The 17,059-nt window shown below is 59.5% G+C and carries 13 protein-coding genes; 9 read left to right on the forward strand and 4 right to left on the reverse strand.

The genetic code is table 11. The features are described from left to right. The first annotated feature begins 296 nt into the window (after positions 1 to 296). From ACXAEW_RS20005 to ACXAEW_RS20015, 3 genes are all read left to right on the forward strand, one after another. The gene (locus ACXAEW_RS20005) at positions 297 to 1,718 is read left to right on the forward strand and encodes an AAA family ATPase (protein WP_474943116.1); all 1,422 of its coding nucleotides are present in this window, start codon (positions 297 to 299) and stop codon (positions 1,716 to 1,718) included. Further along, positions 1,719 to 2,807 (forward strand): ParB/RepB/Spo0J family partition protein, encoded by a 1,089-nt coding sequence (locus ACXAEW_RS20010; protein WP_474943117.1) that lies wholly within the window; start codon positions 1,719 to 1,721, stop codon positions 2,805 to 2,807. 246 nt (positions 2,808 to 3,053) lie between these two features. Beyond that, complete coding sequence (locus tag ACXAEW_RS20015; protein WP_474943118.1) at positions 3,054 to 3,848, forward strand: inositol monophosphatase family protein; 795 nt, start codon at positions 3,054 to 3,056, stop codon at positions 3,846 to 3,848. A gap of 96 nt (positions 3,849 to 3,944) precedes the next feature. Here the strand turns inward: ACXAEW_RS20015 and ACXAEW_RS20020 are convergent, their stop codons facing one another. After that, positions 3,945 to 4,241, reverse strand: a complete 297-nt coding sequence (locus ACXAEW_RS20020; RefSeq protein WP_474943119.1) for a hypothetical protein — start codon at positions 4,239 to 4,241, stop codon at positions 3,945 to 3,947. A gap of 117 nt (positions 4,242 to 4,358) precedes the next feature. Between ACXAEW_RS20020 and ACXAEW_RS20025 the strand changes: the two genes are divergently transcribed. Beyond that, entirely contained in the window at positions 4,359 to 5,987 is a 1,629-nt protein-coding gene (locus ACXAEW_RS20025; protein ID WP_474943120.1) for an alpha-D-glucose phosphate-specific phosphoglucomutase, read from the forward strand. Between the two features lie 17 nt (positions 5,988 to 6,004). Here ACXAEW_RS20025 and ACXAEW_RS20030 read toward each other — a convergent pair whose 3' ends face one another. From ACXAEW_RS20030 to ACXAEW_RS20040, 3 genes are all read right to left on the reverse strand, one after another. Further along, positions 6,005 to 8,383, reverse strand: coding sequence for a response regulator (locus ACXAEW_RS20030; RefSeq protein ID WP_474943121.1), 2,379 nt, complete (start codon positions 8,381 to 8,383; stop codon positions 6,005 to 6,007). Between the two features lie 23 nt (positions 8,384 to 8,406). Further along, a complete protein-coding gene (locus tag ACXAEW_RS20035; RefSeq protein WP_474943122.1) occupies positions 8,407 to 9,501 on the reverse strand; it encodes a cytochrome-c peroxidase in 1,095 nt (364 codons plus the stop codon). Positions 9,502 to 9,626: 125 nt separating this feature from the next. Further along, the gene (locus ACXAEW_RS20040; protein WP_474943123.1) at positions 9,627 to 10,601 is read right to left on the reverse strand and encodes a glutaminase; all 975 of its coding nucleotides are present in this window, start codon (positions 10,599 to 10,601) and stop codon (positions 9,627 to 9,629) included. A gap of 115 nt (positions 10,602 to 10,716) precedes the next feature. Between ACXAEW_RS20040 and ACXAEW_RS20045 the strand changes: the two genes are divergently transcribed. From ACXAEW_RS20045 to ACXAEW_RS20065, 5 genes are all read left to right on the forward strand, one after another. Further along, entirely contained in the window at positions 10,717 to 11,301 is a 585-nt protein-coding gene (locus ACXAEW_RS20045; RefSeq protein ID WP_474943124.1) for an ANTAR domain-containing response regulator, read from the forward strand. After that, entirely contained in the window at positions 11,298 to 12,494 is a 1,197-nt protein-coding gene (locus ACXAEW_RS20050; protein ID WP_474943125.1) for an ABC transporter substrate-binding protein, read from the forward strand. Before ACXAEW_RS20045 ends, ACXAEW_RS20050 begins: the two co-directional genes overlap by 4 nt. Before the next feature lie 293 nt (positions 12,495 to 12,787). Further along, positions 12,788 to 14,155 carry a CmpA/NrtA family ABC transporter substrate-binding protein gene (locus ACXAEW_RS20055; RefSeq protein WP_474943126.1) on the forward strand — a complete coding sequence of 456 codons (1,368 nt, stop codon included), beginning with the start codon at positions 12,788 to 12,790 and terminating at the stop codon, positions 14,153 to 14,155. Between the two features lie 116 nt (positions 14,156 to 14,271). Beyond that, positions 14,272 to 15,354, forward strand: coding sequence for an ABC transporter permease (locus ACXAEW_RS20060; RefSeq protein ID WP_474943127.1), 1,083 nt, complete (start codon positions 14,272 to 14,274; stop codon positions 15,352 to 15,354). A gap of 5 nt (positions 15,355 to 15,359) precedes the next feature. Next, the gene (locus tag ACXAEW_RS20065; protein WP_474943128.1) at positions 15,360 to 17,054 is read left to right on the forward strand and encodes an ABC transporter ATP-binding protein; all 1,695 of its coding nucleotides are present in this window, start codon (positions 15,360 to 15,362) and stop codon (positions 17,052 to 17,054) included. Positions 17,055 to 17,059: the final 5 nt, after the last annotated feature.

Genomic DNA, 17,059 nt, shown 5'->3' on the forward strand with positions numbered 1-17,059 from the left:
GCATCCAGGTACCCGAAGACCCGAAGACGGGTACCTAATGGCCGGTTACTCTTTGATTTAAAACCATATTTCCAGCGCAAAGATTCTAAAGTATATTCAAGAAATACAAGCTTTATGAGGCCAGTAGTTGCTTCTTTTTGATGAAATACAGGGGTTTCGCTGCGAAACCTCCCCGGATTGGCTCCAACAGGCGAAATTGCGTGCTCTGCAATTCTCCGATTCACAGTTCATCCAAGATGTGCGATGGTTTGCAGGATAACGCCACAAATAGGCGATCTGACCGAGGCATAGCTGACATGGCAAAGAAACCTGACACCCCCCTGCCCCCTTATTTCAATCTGGACCCTGAAACCGCCGCAGGCAAGCTTGGTCCGCTGGTGGACACCGCCCGCTTTGCAAAAGCCGCCGCGCTGGCGGGACGCGGGCGCGATGATCTGGCCAAACGCGGCTATTCTCCGGATGGGCAAAAACGACTGCGCAAATTCTCAACCTGGGAGATCTGCCGTTACCTGATCCCGGTCCAGGCCGCCCATTTGCGCCGGGTTCTCAACAAACACCCGGAGCTGCCCCAGGGCGAAGGCAATGCGGGCTCACGCTGGTTCACCCTAGAAGAGGTTCTGAAGCTGCGCGATCATTTTGCTGAGGAAGGCATAAGCACCAAAGAGTATCGCCCCTATCGTCCACAAAACCTTAACGCCAAGACCGTAGCGGTAGCGAACTTTAAAGGCGGTGTTGGTAAAACATCCACTGCGGCCCATCTGGCCATGTCGGCGGCTCTTGATGGCTACAAGGTGCTGGTGGTGGATCTGGACAGCCAGGGATCCATGACCTCAATTATGGGCGGCACCGTGCCGGATGAATGGAGCACGGTCTTCCCGCTGATGGCACGCGATTACGCCGAGCATCTGCAGGCCGAGAATAAGATCCGCGCCGCCGCAGGCGACCCGGAATTGCCACTGGATGAAACCCTGACCGAGGCGTTGCAGGTTTCGCTGCGAAATGTGGTGCAGAAAACCCATTGGCCCAACATTGATCTGATCGGGGCGCAACTGAACCTCTATTGGGCGGAATTTCAGATCCCGGTCTGGCGCATGGGGCTGCGCAACTGGCCCCTGTGGGACGCGCTCACCGGCGCATTGGAGAAAGGAGGCGCATTGGACGACTATGACATCATCCTGCTCGATACGCCTCCGGCGCTTGGCTATCTGACAATCAATGCGCTGGCCGCCGCCGACATCCTCTTGGTGCCGCTTGGGGCGTCGTTCCTTGAATTTGACTCGACGGGGCGGTTCTTTGATATGCTCTATTCCACCTTTGCCTCGATCGAGGACGGGGAAAACGCCGGTCGTCGCCGTGCGGGCCTGCCGGAAATGAAGTTCGAATGGGATGTGGTACGCGCCCTAATCACCCGCTTTGACGCCAGCCAACAGGCGGATCTGGCCAATGTGATCCAGGCCTATTTCGGCGATTTCATGAATGCCCACCGCCAGGATTATACCGCGCTTGTGGGCCAGGCCGGCGAAAGCGTGTCCGGCATCTATGAAGCGGATTACCGCAATTTCAACCGCGAGACCTATACCCGTGGCCGCGAAGTCTTTGACCGCACCTATGCCGAGTTCAAAGAGCTGCTGATCGGCGCCTGGTGGCGCGATGCCCAGATGGCGGAGGCGGACGCAACGGGAGGTTTCGCAGCGAAACCTCAGGAGGAGGCAGAGTAAATGGCACGACGCAGACAACTCGAGGCCCCATCGGCCGAAGCGCTCAAAGAGATCGAAGCAGGCATCGACCAAGAGCTGAATCGCACCGCCGTGCGTCCGCCCATTGCCGATGTGGTGGCAGATGCGGCGATGCGTGCCTCTCCCCTGCCCCAGGCTGACCGCGAGGCTCAGGCCAGGGATAAGGCAGATGCCGAACGCCTGCGCGCGGCCGAGGAAAAAGGCCTGGTCGCGGTTGAAATCCCCATCCACGACATCACCGCCGACGCCCTGTCCCGCGACCGGATGGAGTTGGATGAGGATGAGATGCAGGAGCTGATGAGCTCGATCTCGGTCAATGGTCTGCGCCTCCCGATCGAAGTCTATGTCCCTCAGCATGTGGAAGGCAGCACGCAATTCGGGCTGATTTCCGGCTACCGTCGTCTGGCGGCGATCCGCCGTCTGAACGCCATGAGCGGCGGTGAACGCTTCCCCACCATCGCCGCCTTTGTGCGCGACCCGGGCGGTGTCAAAGAGGCGCTGGTCGCGATGATCGAAGAGAATGAGGTACGTGTCGGCCTCAGCCAATATGAACGGGGCCGGGCGGCGGCGATGGCGGTGTATGACGGGGTTTTTGCCACGGTGGATGAAGCCGTCGCCACCCTGTTCCAAACGGCCTCCAAGGCGAAACGGTCCAAGATCCGCTCCTTTGCGCTGGTCCATGAAGATCTGGGCGATCTGCTGTCCCATGCGGTGACATACAGCGAGCGACAGTGCCTTCGGCTGGCAACCGCACTGCGGGCGGGGCTGACAGAGGAAATCCGTGACCGGTTGGAGCGCGCCGATCCCCGGAATGGCGAAGAAGAGTGGCAGGTGATGCTGCCTTTGGTGGAACAGGCCGAAGGCGCCGCGCCAGATCCAGCACGTGGCGGGCGCCCCAAGGTCAAAGAAAAGGTGGTTATCAGCCCGCGCGAACAGATGGCCAACGGGATCGAGATCGCCCGCGAAAGCGGTCCCGGCGGATATGCCATCCGGTTTTACGGCAAACATGCCACTGCGGATCTTGTGGATGCGGTAATGGAGAGCGTCCGGCATTTGCTGGAACCAAAGTGAACGGATTTTTGAATTCAGTTGAAAAAGGCCCGGAATGCTCGGGGCCTTTTGCTGTTTAAGCCGCTTGAGGTTTCGCAGCGAAACCTCAAGGGCCGGCTGGCGCGCATGATCACCGGGCAGGTTTCGCAGCGAAACCTCTGAGCCGGAGGCGGATGTCGGTTTGGGGTTTCATATTTTCGTCGGCGTCCTATGACAGAAACATGAGGGAGAACGGCCCGGAACCGCGGCCAGAAGATCGGACAGCATATGATCAACAGACAAGAGTTCATTCGGGTTCTGGCGCAGGAGGCTGCGGAACTGGCGTTGAAGCTGCGGCGTGAGAAGGGCGCGGATTTTATCCAGACCAAAGGGCATCAGGATTTTGTCACCTTTGCGGACCGCGCCGTTGAAGATTTGATCCGGGCGCGGATTGCCGAAGCATTTCCCGGCGAAGACGTGCTGGGTGAAGAAGCCGGACAAACCGGGGATGGGCCGAGACTTTGGGTGGTGGACCCGATCGACGGCACCGCGAATTACATGCGGGGTGCGGCGGATTGGGCGGTCTCTATCGCCTTTGTCGACCATGATGCGGTGACCCATTCAGCGGTCTGTGCGCCGGAGCTTGATGTGCTGTTGTGGGCTGCGCGCGGGCAGGGAGCCTGGGTGCGCCATGATGGGGGGGAACGGCCCGTGACCCTGTCGTCCTGCACGGATCCAAAGGCAGCGATGGTGATGCTGGGCTGGTCCAAATATCAACCGGTGCCGGACCATCTGGAGACCATCCAAAAGGCGCTGGATGCGGGTATGGAATATCGGCGCAACGGAGCGGCTGTCCTGGGCTGTCTGGCGGTTGCCATGGGGCGGGCAGAGGGCTACTGGGAGCGATATGTGAACCCGTGGGATGTCTTTGCCATGTGGCTGATCCTGGAAGAAGCGGGAGCCGTTGTGGACTGTCTGCCGGTGAAGGCGTTTATAGGCTCTCCGAAATATTTCCTTGCCATGGTGCCTGCTCTGGAGACGGAGCTGCGGGCGGTGGTTGGTCCGATGCCGCACACTGCGTAGCGGCAGGGGCGTCACCTGAGCAGGTTTCGCTGCGAAACCTCTTCTACCAGGGCGACGGGCAGAGGTATGACAGCCGAAGAAACTGCCAGAATCTTGTCATATGCTCAGCAGATCGGTGGGATGGCTGGATAAATGCGCTATTCCCGCTTGGTTAATCTTGCTTAATGTATTGAAATTAAATAATAATTCGTATTTTGTGTTCGTCATCCCCTGGCGCGCTGGCAGATCAGAGCAGCCGGAGACGGCGCGATCTGTTCCACGCAGCGCCGCATCAACTTGTGAAGCGGGGTGGTCGGGGAGGATGGCGGGTTTATGCCGGTAACTGCACCATTCTGCCCGGTTTCGCAGCGAAACCTCGCGGATCTGCAACAGGCTGATTTTCACTGGCTCCATCGCGTTGTCATAGAAGGACCATGAAAGTAAATTAGGCAACGGCAGATCGGCAGTCCCTGTGGGCTGTTTTTAACCCAGGGGGCGGACCCGGTCCGCATGTTTTTAAAGGAGGCCTTGATGCCCGCACAGATCATTTCAACCCAACCTATTGACGGGCAAAAGCCTGGCACCTCTGGCCTGCGCAAGAAGACCCGCGTGTTTATGGAACCGAACTATGTGCAGAATTTTGTGCAGTCGATCTTTAACGCGATCGACGGCGGCGCGGGGAAGACTTTTGTGGTCGGGGGCGATGGCCGCTATTTCAACGCCGAGGCCATCCAGACCATCTTGAAGATGGCGGCGGCCAATGGTGCGGCCAAGGTGATTGTGGGGCAGGGGGGCTTGTTGTCGACGCCTGCGGCCTCCAACCTTATCCGCAAACGCGGCACCGATGGCGGGCTGATCCTTTCGGCCAGCCACAACCCCGGCGGCATCGATGCGGATTTTGGTCTGAAGTATAATATCGCAAATGGGGGACCTGCGCCCGAAGGGGTGACCGCACGCATTCTGGAGGCCACCAAGTCGATCAGCGAATACAAGATTTCAGACGCGGATGATCTGGATCTGGGAGCCCTGGGCGAGACCACGCTGGACGGGATGGCGGTTGAGGTGGTTGATCCGGTCACCGACTATCAGGCGCTGATGGAAGAGCTGTTTGATTTTGACGCCATTCGCGCGCTGTTTGCGGGTGGGTTCTCCATGCGGTTCGACGCGATGCATGCTGTGACCGGGCCCTATGCCCATGCCATTCTGGAGGGCGCTTTGGGTGCCCCTGCGGGTACGGTTCTGAACGGTATCCCCAGTGTTGATTTTGGCAAGGGCCATCCGGACCCGAACCCGGTCTGGGCCAAGCCGCTGGTGGATCTGCTGATGGCAGAGGATGGTCCCGATTTCGGCGCAGCCTCCGACGGGGACGGGGACCGCAATATGATCCTGGGCAAGGGGATTTATGTGACGCCGTCGGACAGCTTGGCGGTTCTGGCGGCCAATGCGCATCTGGCGCCGGGCTATGCCCGTGGACTGGCCGGGGTGGCGCGGTCGATGCCGACCTCTGCGGCGTCGGATCGGGTGGCGGCGAAACTGGGTATCGGATCGTTTGAGACCCCCACGGGCTGGAAGTTCTTTGGCAACCTGCTGGACGCGGGCAAGGCGACCATCTGCGGCGAGGAAAGCGCCGGCACCGGATCGGACCACGTCCGGGAAAAGGACGGGTTGTGGGCGGTTCTTCTGTGGCTCAACGTGTTGGCCAAACGCGGTGAGAGCGTGCAGGCGATCCTGCAGGATCACTGGCAGACATACGGGCGCGATTATTACTCGCGCCACGATTATGAGGCGCTGCCCAGCGAGGAAGGCGATGCGATCATGGCGGATCTGCGGGCGGGCCTGGACGGGTTTGCAGGCCAGAGTTTTGGCGCGCTGACCGTGGCATCAGCGGATGAGTTTTCCTATCTGGATCCGGTTGATGGCAGCGAGAGCCATCAGCAGGGCATCCGGGTGTTCTTTGAAGGGGGCGCACGGGCTGTGTTCCGCCTGTCGGGTACCGGGACGGATGGGGCGACGCTGCGGGTCTATCTGCAGAACTACACGCCCGGCGACGGGGATCTGCTGCAAGAGACACAGGCCGCGTTGGAGCCGGTGCGCGCCGCCGCCTATGAGATCGCAGGGATTGGGCGTACAGGCCGGACAGAGCCGACTGTGATGACCTGAAGCCATGGCACAGGAGGTCAGATATTGCTGGCCTCCAGCGGCTCTTCGTCTGTGGGTAGGGTCCAGCGGCAGAGCGCCTGGATCAGCAGCTGCTTGCGCACCGGTTTGGTGAGGAAATCCACCATGCCGGCTGCTCGGCAGGCGTCCTCGTCGGTGTCCATGACATTGGCCGTCAGCGCAATGATCGGGCAGGGCGCGCGGTTGCCGTCCTCTTCGATCTTGCGGATCATGCGGGTGGCCTGCAACCCGTCCATGATCGGCATCGACATGTCCATCAGAACCAGATCAAACAGGCCCGAGCGATAGGCGTCCACCGCTGCCTGCCCGTCGTTGCAGAAGGTCATTTCCAGCCCGGTGGGCGACAGCATTTTGCGCAGGACCAGCTGATTGGTACGGTTGTCTTCGGCGATCAGTACGTGAAAGGCCGACAGATCAGCGACACCCTGCGGCGCTGCGATGCTGCGGGCCTGTAGCCTGCGCTGAGGATAGAGCACCGTGAGCAACGCCCGCATGAGGGCCCCGTTGCGCGGAGGTTTCATCAAGGCGGTCAGCGGTCCCCGTGTTTCCAGTGATTGCAGGGCGGTCAGGTGCTGGGCATCCGTGGCAAAGACAATTGGGATTTCGGCGCAGCCGGGTTGCTGCCATAGCGTGGCAGAGAAAAGCTCTGCCGCTTCATCATCCATGCCGGTTTCCACCAGAACCACATCAATATCACCAATCAGATCGGGCAGGGCGGTGAGGGCGCTGTTGCCGCCGTCAAAACAATGGACGGTCATCCCCCAGCTGTTCAGCAGACGTTTTCGCAGATCCTGGGCAAAGGGCAGTCCTGACACCAGGACCACGGATTTCCCTGATAAATCAGGGCCATATCGCGCCAGTCGCGGCAGCGGGACGGCGGCACCGGGGGCCAGGGGAAGGCCGAGGTGCAGGGTAAAGCAGGACCCCTCACCCAGGGTTGAGGTGACCGTGATCCTGCCTTTCATAGCCTCGACCAGATGGGAGGAGATCGCAAGCCCCAGGCCGGTGCCCTCAAATCGGCGGGCGGTGGTGCTTTCGACCTGCTCAAAGGCCTGAAAAATATGATCAATCTGATTGCTCGGGATGCCAACCCCGGTGTCGCGGATCTCGATCGTCAGGGGGTAGTCTTTGGCGGCATCGTAACTCATCGTTATTCCGACAAACCCCTGAGTGGTGAATTTGACCGCATTGCCGATGATATTCATCAGCACTTGCCGTATACGACCGTTGTCGCCAATGAAATCGCGGGGAGTGTGTTCGGGGACGTCGATGCAGATTTCCACGCCCTTGGCCGCCACGTTTGGAGCCACCAGTGTGGCCACGTCAAACACCACGTCGCGCATGTTGAAAGGCTGTTCCAGCAAAAGCGTTTTCCTGGCCTCCAGCTTGGAGAAATCAAGGATGTCGTTGACGATCCGCAGCAGAGCCTCGGAGGAGGCGAGGATGGTTTCTGAATAGGACCGCTGCTCGCTGTTGAGCGGGCTTTCGTGCAGCAGTTCCGCCATGCCCAGAACCCCGTTGATTGGCGTGCGGATTTCGTGGCTCATGGTGGCGAGAAAGCGGGATTTCGCCTCGGTTGCGGCTTCGGCGCGGGTTTTTTCTTCGCGCAGGGTCTGTTCCATGCGCCGCTTGTCCTGCAGTGCCTCATCCAGTTGGTTGAGGGCGTCGTGCACGGCCAGCAGCTCGTTCTCAGACGTGCTGATCTTTCGGGTGTCGCTGCGGGCCAGCGCCATCAGACGTGACGAAATCTCCAGAACGGCCTGTGACATCTCTGACGCGCGTCTGAAGGCAAAAAGCAGGGCGACCGCCAGGACGGCAAGGGTCAGGACCATGGCAATGCCAAAGATCGAAAGTGTCCTGATCCGGGCGCTTTGAATCTCGGCCGTGACGTATTGGGCGGCCGCCTCGGCCAGGGAGCGGGTGGCGTTGATCACGGTGCGCGCTTGCAGATCAAGGGTTGGCCGAGTTGGGATACTTGCCTTTTTTGAAAGTCCAAGGCGTTGAAATAAAAGAGTTTCCCAGGAATTGAATTCAGTCTGCAGAAGACGGACACGGGCCGCTAGCTCATCCGGGAGCGGACGTTCGGAAATGCCGTCCAGTTTTGTGCGGATATGGCTGGTGTGCCGGTTCAGGTCCGCCTCCAGAATGTCGGCCTCCACAAAATGGGTCATATCCAGAATTTTGTTCAGATAATCCTGCGCCTCTTGCATTTCAGAGCTGAGAAGCTGGGTTTCCAACGTGACCGACAGCGCATCGCGCACACCTGCATTGGTCCGCGTACTGCCAACGATCACGGTGCCAGATACCAGCATGCCGCCTACGAAAATCGCGACGGCAAGGATCATAACCGGTCTGACAATGGATTGTTTGATGCTCATACTGGGTTCTAATTCATGTTCGCTTAGTTCGCGGGAAGGATTGGTGCTTGGGTTACAGTTCCGGTCTCTGTCAGGGCGTTCAGAAACGCGATGATCTGGTCCACTTCACGTGCATTGATCTGAAAGGGTTCAATTTCCGGCCGGCGGTTGATCCAGATGGACCCGCCATTTGCATAGTGGCGGATGACACTGCGTAGATCGAGAATTGAGCCATCGTGCATATAGGGTGCGCGCATGGATATGTTGCGCAGGCCCGGTGTTTTGAATCTGAAATTCGCCTCGGAGGGTTGGCCAATCAGGGCGCCTTGCCCCAGGTCCAGCCCGGCGAGGCCGATATCATGCATGGCGTTGTTGGTGAACATCCAGCCGTTATGGCATTGTGCGCAGCGGGCGCGGCCCACGAACAGTTCAAACCCGCGTTTGGCGTCCTCTGAGACGGCGTCCTGCTCCCCATGGAGCCACAGATCAAATGGGGCAATTCCGCTGACCACTGTCCGCTGATAGGTCGCAAGAGCCGCGACAATGGTGCGTTCGCTGATGCCTTCGCCGGGAAAGGATTGTTCAAACCAGGCGCGGTACTTACGCACCTTGTGCAGGCGCCTGACGATGGTCGGAAAGTCAGAATCCAGTTTGTCGGGGTCGGTGATCAGACCGGCGACCTGTTCTTCCAGTGTGGCACTGCGGCCGTCCCAGAACAGCGGAGTGATCCAGGCTGCATTTACGATGGTGGGCGCGTGGCGTCGGATCTGGCTTCGGCCGTTGGCGACGGGGTGCACGGGGGTTGCCCAGCCAAAGGAGGGATTGTGGCAAGTCGAGCAGCTGATGTTCTGACTGCCCGACAGGCGCGGATCAAAGAACAGCATCTTGCCCAAGGTGGCCACATCGTGCCGATAGGGGTTGTCTGCGGGAAAGGGCACCCGGCTTGGACGCTGGTATTGCGCACGGATGTGGGGCAGCGGTTGCAGGTCTTCGTCAAGCACAGGGCGCGCCTGATCCACAGGTTGATCCACGGTCAGATCCAAAGCCTGTGTCATGGTTGGAGCAGGGTCGCTTGCGCGCACCAAAGCGGGCGCCAATAACGCAACACAGCCCGCCAATACCCACATTACTACCCACATGCGTTACACGCCCTCATCGCAATTCCCTTTAAAAACTGGGGGAAATGCGTTGAACAGCGGTAAACCAGGCACGCAATTCACCAATAAAAACGCAATAAATTGTAGAAATATGTCGCGGTTGTGTCTTAACCGAAAATTGACCAGCCGGTTTCGCGGGCCAGCAGTTCCACCGCGTATGTGCCAAGTTGCGAGTTGCCCTGAGCGTTCAGTCCCGGCGACCAGACGGCGATCGCCGCGCGGCCCGGCGCAATGACCAGGATGCCGCCGCCAACGCCGCTTTTTCCGGGCAGGCTCACCCGGTAGGCAAAATCGCCAGAGCCGTCATAGTGTCCGCAGGTCAGCATCAGGGCGTTGATGCGGCGCACTGAGCTCGGGGAGATCAGATGCGGGATTTCGGTCCGGGTTTCACCGCCGATCAGAAAGCGCCCGGAGAGGGCCAGCTGCCGAGTAGTCATTTCCAGGGCGCATTGGTGGAAGTAGGTGCCACAGGTCAGGGCAGGGGGGTTGCGCAGGTTGCCATGAGCAGCCATGAAATGCGCAAGGGCCATATTGCGGTCGCCATGGGCGGTTTCCGAGCGCGCCACATGTTCGTTGATGCGGATGTCACTGTCGCCAGAGGCCGATTGGACAAAGCGCAGCAGCTCTCCCAGCACTTCGCGTGGTTGGTGGCCTTCGAGGATGGCGTCGGTCACGGCCAGGGCGCCTGCGTTGATAAACGGGTTGCGCGGGATGCCGCCTTCGTTTTCGAGTTGCAGGATCGAATTGAACGGCAGGCCCGAAGGTTCGCGCCCAACTCGCTGCCAGAGCTGATCGCCAAGCCGCCCCAGTGCAAGCGCCAGGCTAAAGACCTTGGAGACCGACTGGATTGAAAACCGCGTATCCGCATCGCCCGCGCTCAGCAGGCTGCCGTCGGGCAGGGCAACGGCAATGCCAAATTGGTCCGGGTCAACATGCGCGAGCTCCGGTATGTAATCCGCCACTTTGCCCCGGTCGGGGAAACTGGCCATACGGGCAGCGATCCGATCCAGGGTCTCTTGCAGTTGGGCATGTGTGGATGCAGATGGGGGCAGGGGGTGGCCTCGTGTTTTCAAACTGGTCAAAAATTGTGCAGCGCACGGAATCATGCCTATAGATCGTGCGGCAAGCGATCTCAACACCCTCCTGCGTCATCGCGCCATGACCAGTTTGCCACAAAGACGGGGCACAGGAACAGATATGCAGACACCTTTGTCCATAGTTGTGGTTGAGCAGGACCGCGATCGCGCCCTGCAGATCATCGAGAGCCTGAAGGCCGCGGGTCCTCATGAGGTTGTGGTGCTGGCCGAGGAAACCGGCCTGGCGCGCCGGATTCAGGAAACCAATCCCGATATCGTGCTGATCGATATTGCCAGCCCTTCGCGCGATATTCTGGAGGAACTGACACTGGCATCGGGTCCGCAGGAACGCGCGGTGGCGATGTTTGTCGACGAAAGCGATGAGGGTCTGGCCAAAGCCGCCATCGAGGCGGGCGTCTCAGCCTATGTTGTGGATGGGTTGCGGCCCGAGCGGTTGAAACCCATCGTCGAGGCGGCGGTGACCCGGTTTCATATGTTCCAGCAGGTGCGCGCCGAGCTGCAGGCGACCAAACGTGCGCTGGAAGAGCGCAAGGTGATCGATCGGGCAAAGGGCATCCTGATGAAGGCCAAGGGGCTGGATGAGGACGCCGCCTATGCGTTGCTGCGCAAAACCGCGATGAGCCAGGGGCGCAAGATGGTAGATGTGGCCGAAGCCATTGTGACCGCCGCGGGGTTGTTGTCATGAAGGCGCGTCAGGTGAAAATCGGGTTCATCCCGCTGTTGGATGTGGCTCCCTATGTGGTGGCGCGCGAAATTGGATTTGCCGAGGAAGAAGGCCTGAGCTTTGACATGCAAAAGGCCCCGAGCTGGTCGACCTTGCGGGACTGGCTGGCGATTGGCTCGGTTGAGGCGGCGCATATGCTGTCACCGGTGCCGGTGGTGTCGGCCCTCGGGCTGGGGGGGCGACAAGCGCGGTTTTCGGCACTGGCGGTGACTTCGGTCAATGGCAATGTGCTTGGGGCCAGCGCTGATCTGGTGGCGCGGATGCAGGCCAACGGATTTCAGAATACATTCTGCGACCCCCGTGCGGTGGGCGCCGCGTTGCAAGCTGCGGTGGATGGCAAGCTGCGCATTGGCGTGCCGTTCCCGTTTTCGATGCATGCGGAGCTGCTTTATTATTGGCTGTCCGCGATTGGTCTGCCGGCCCCGCAGGGGTTGGATGTGCGCACCATTCCGCCGCCGCTGATGGCCGAAGCCATGGCAGCCGGAGAGATTGAGGCGTTTTTTGTTGGCGAGCCCTGGGGCTCCTTTGCGGTGGAGCGGGGCTTGGGCAGCCTGTTGTTGCCGGGGCGCGCGATCTGGGGGGCGGCTCCTGAAAAGGTTCTGGCGGTGTGCACGCCCTGGGCCGATGACAATACGGATCTGGCCGAGGCGCTGGTGCGGGCCCTGTGGCGGGCCAGTCGGTGGATCGAAAATCCAGAGAACCAGGGCACCGCCACAGATATTCTGTCGCGTCGGGAATATCTGGATGTGCCGGCTGAGATCCTGGAGCGCGGATTGACCGGGCGGATTGTGGTCTCTCCCACCGGAGAGACCCGGCAGTGTGACGGGTTCCTGCGTTTCCATGGGGGGGCGGCCAGTTTTCCCTGGCGCAGCCAGGCGGCCTGGATCGGGCAGAAGATTGCCCAGCGGGTGGGGCTGGACAGGGATGCCGCGCGCCGCACGGCGGCCGAGGTGTTTCGCAGTGACATCTATCGCCATGCACTGGAGCCGCTGCATGTGGATTTGCCGGGTGCCAGCGAGAAACTGGAAGGCGCAATAGGGGTGCCGACAGAGGTCGCATCGGCTTCGGGGACGCTGATTCTGGAGCCGGACCAGTTTTTCGACGGACGGGTTTTTGACCCGTTTGAAGCATCAGACGGGCGTGATCCGTCCTAAGTGTGAGCAAGTTTTGTGCAGATGCAGAAAAATGAGACTGCATTAGCAGCATTCAAAGTTTGACCCTTACCCAGCGCTTGACCCCCGAGCCTGTGACCCGACAGGATGAATATAGAAATTCGGAACAATGGCGTTCCACCGACATATGTCTGCCATGGCGTGCGGACATCCAAGCAAAGCCGCTTGATCCTTTTTGGGCTATCCCTCCTCCCGGCCCGGATGTGATCAAGCGGCTTCTTTTTGTTTTGGCCCGCCCATAAGGGCCTGCGAACAAGTCTGACAGAGGAAGCGACATGAAACGTATTATAGCCACCCTGGCTGCCACCACTGCGCTGGCATCCCCCGTTTGGGCTGAAATCCTGGATGTTGAAAAAGACGAGCTGAAGTTTGGTTTTATCAAGCTGACCGACATGGCGCCGCTGGCTGTGGCCTATGAGAACGGCTATTTTGAAGACGAAGGCCTGTTTGTGACATTGGAAGCGCAGGCCAATTGGAAAGTTCTGCTGGACGGCGTGATCGATGGTCAGCTGGACGGCGCCCATATGCTGGCGGGACAGCCGCTGGCGGCGACCATCGGTTATGGCACCGAAGCGCATATCGTCACCCCATTCTCAATGGACCTCAACGGCAACGGGATCACCGTGTCGAACGAGATTTGGGAGCAGATGTTGCCGCATGTGCCAAAAATGGACGATGGTCGCCCACAACACCCCATTTCGGCGGCCTCGCTGGCGCCCGTGGTTGAAGATTACAAAGACCAGGGCAAGCCGTTCAACATGGGCATGGTGTTCCCGGTGTCCACCCACAATTATGAGCTGCGCTATTGGCTTGCCGCCGGTGGTCTGCAGCCGGGTTTTTACTCGCCCGACGATATCTCGGGTCAGATTGGTGCGGATGTTCTATTGTCTGTGACCCCGCCGCCGCAAATGCCGGCCACCATGGAAGCGGGCACCATCCATGGCTATTGCGTGGGCGAGCCGTGGAACCAGCAGGCCGTGTTCAAAGGCATCGGCGTGCCGGTCATCACCGATTATGAGCTGTGGAAGAACAACCCGGAAAAGGTCTTTGGCCTGTCCAAAGAATTCACCGAAGAAAACCCGAACACCACGTTGGCGATTACCAAAGCGCTGATCCGTGCGGCCATGTGGCTGGATGAGAACGACAACGCCAACCGGGAAGCGGCCGTAGAGATCCTGAGCCGGTCGGAATATGTGGGTGCGGATTACGACGTGATCGCGAACTCGATGACCGGGACCTTTGAATATGAGAAGGGCGACAAGCGCGAAGTTCCGGATTTCAACGTGTTCTTCCGGTACAATGCCACATACCCGTTCTATTCCGATGCGGTCTGGTATCTGACCCAGATGCGCCGTTGGGGCCAGATCCCAGAAGCCAAATCCGACAGCTGGTATGATGAAGTGGCGAAGTCGGTGTATAAGCCTGAGATCTATCTGGAAGCGGCCAAGATGCTGGTCGAAGAAGGTCTGGCCAATGAGGGGGACTTTCCCTGGGACAGCGATGGGTACAAAGCGCCAACCCCGGCGGAAGACATCATCGATGGTATTCCTTTTGATGGCAAAACCCCGAACGCTTATCTGGAGAGCCTGCCAATCGGCCTGAAGGGTGATCAGGTTGTCGTTGGCAATGAAGTCCAAGGGTAAGCCGTAATCTGGACGGGTGGGACGACGCTGGTTGCCTGACGGCAACGTCGCCCCGCCCACCGTCCCGTTCCCTCCCGCCCTCTCTCTCATACCAAGATAGATGTGAAGGACGCATCATGACCACCGTCGACCCCCAATTTGCCGAAGATGCGGCGCGTGCCGCCAAGAAAGAGCGTGTGTTTGCGCGGATCAACAAGGCGGATGCCTGGTTTCAGGTTTTGGGCCTGGCCTGGATCACGCCCATTCTGAAAGCCATTGCAGGCGACAACCCCAAAGCGCAGGGCAAAGAGATCTGGCAATTGCTGGGCGTGCCGGTCTGCGCGATTGCGGGGTTCCTGCTGTTGTGGGCCTGGCTTGCGCCGCAGGTTCAGACCTCATTGGGGGCGATCCCCGGACCGGCGCAGGTCTGGGAGCAGGTGGGGAACCTGAACGCGGATGCCAAACGCGAACGGGAGAAGGAAGCGGCCTTTTATGAACGCCAAGAGGTGCGCAACGAAAAGCTGATCGCGGCGGGTAAGGAAGACAAGGTCAAGCACCGCACCTATACCGGTAAGCCGACCTATTACGCTCAGATCTGGACCTCGATCAAAACCGTGTTCTTTGGCTTTTTGATTGCCACGGCCGTTGCGGTGCCGATGGGGATTGCCGCCGGTCTGTCCAAGACGGCAAATGCGGCGCTGAACCCGTTGATCCAGATCTTCAAACCGGTGTCGCCGCTGGCGTGGTTGCCGATTGTGACCATGATCGTCTCGGCCACTTATACCACCAATGACGGCCTGTTCTCGAAATCTTTCTTGGTGTCGGCCATCACCGTGACGCTGTGTTCGCTGTGGCCCACGCTGATCAACACAGCGCTGGGTGTGTCGTCGATCGACAAGGATCTGGTCAACGTGTCCAAAGTTCTGAAAATGAACACCTGGACCAAGATCACCAAGCTGGTTTTGCCCTCCGCGCTGCCTTTGATCTTTACCGGTTTGCGCCTGTCCCTGGGTGTGGGCTGGATGGTTCTGATTGCCGCGGAAATGCTGGCGCAGAACCCGGGTCTGGGCAAGTTTGTCTGGGATGAGTTCCAGAACGGGTCGAGCCAATCGCTGGCCAAGATCATGGTTGCGGTTCTGACCATCGGCGTCATCGGCTTCCTGTTGGATCGGATGATGTATGCGATCCAGTCCCTGTTCACCTTTACCAATAACCGGTGATCGACATGGCTGTGTTGGAATTCAAAAACGTCTACAAAAGCTTTGGTGAAGGCGCGGGCAAAACCGAAGTTCTCAACGACATCAATCTGCAAGTTGAGGAGGGCGAGTTCCTTGTGCTCCTTGGATTTTCGGGCACCGGCAAGACGACGCTGATCAATCTGATGGCGGGGCTTGAGACGCCGACGCGGGGATCTGTGAGCTTTAAGGGCAGGCCGATCACCGGTCCGGGGCCGGAGCGCGGTGTGATCTTCCAGAGCTATTCCTTGATGCCGTGGCTGACGGTGAACGGCAATGTGAGCCTGGCGGTGGACACGATGTTCCCGGGCCTCTCCAAAGCAGAGAAGGCGGCCAAGGTTGACCATTACGTCAAAATGGTGGGGCTGGGACATGCCACCACGCGGCGCCCTGCTGAACTGTCGGGAGGCATGCGTCAGCGGGTCAACGTTGCCCGCGCCCTGGCGATGGATCCGGAAATGCTGCTGCTGGATGAGCCGCTGTCGGCCTTGGATGCGCTGACGCGGGCCAATCTGGCGGATGAGATCGAGGCGATCTGGGACGCGGACAAGAAGACCTGCGTATTGATCACCAATGATGTGGATGAAGCCATCCTGTTGGCGGATCGGATCATCGCGCTCAACCCGGATGGCACCTTGGGGGATGAGTTCAAAGTCACCATTCCGCGGCCGCGCGAGCGCAGTGAGATGAACCATCACGAGGGGTTCAAACAGCTGCGGATGCAGGTCACCAATTACCTGATGGACGTCGGGATCGAGGCCAAGGCGGAAGGCACCAAGGAGCTGCCGGATGTGACCCCGATCCACGGGCTGCCCACAGCGGTGACCGAGGCGTCGAAATCCTTGACCGAAGAACGGTTCCTGGATTTCTCGCAGCTGCACAAAGTCTATCCGACGCCCAAAGGGCCGTTGACGGTAGTCGAAGATTTCAATCTGCAGATCAACAAGGGGGAGTTTATCTCGCTGATCGGGCATTCGGGCTGTGGTAAATCCACGGTTCTGACCATGGCGGCGGGGCTGAATGAGATCTCCAAAGGGGCGATCAAGCTGGACAAGAAACACGTTGAGGGCGCGGACCCGGAACGCGCTGTCGTCTTCCAGTCGCCGAACCTGTTCCCCTGGCTGTCGGCCCGTGAAAACTGCGCCATCGGGGTCGACAAGGTCTATCCCAAGGCCAGCCAAGCCGAACGGCAGGATGTGGTGGAATATTATCTGGAACGGGTGGGTCTGGCGGATGCGATGGACAAGCCTGCATCGTCCATGTCCAACGGCATGCAGCAGCGGGTGGGGATTGCGCGGGCCTTTGCCTTGTCGCCCAAGCTTTTGTTGCTGGATGAACCCTTTGGGATGCTGGACAGCTTGACCCGTTGGGAGCTGCAAGAGGTACTGATGGAGGTTTGGTCGCGCACCAAAGTGACCGCGATCTGTGTGACCCATGATGTGGATGAGGCGATCTTGCTGGCCGACCGTGTGGTGATGATGACCAACGGGCCGCAAGCGACCATCGGCAAGATCGTGGATGTGGACCTGCCGCGCCCGCGCACCCGTAAGGCGTTGCTGGAGCACCCGGATTACTACCGCTATCGCCAGGACGTGCTCGACTTCCTTGAGGAATACGAACACGGCGCCACCCCAAAATCCCAGCCCAAACCCAAAGCGGCGGCCAAGCCGATCGCAGCGGAGTGAAAGAG

It is taken from the genome of Epibacterium sp. ABZ3_068, from assembly GCF_056159265.1.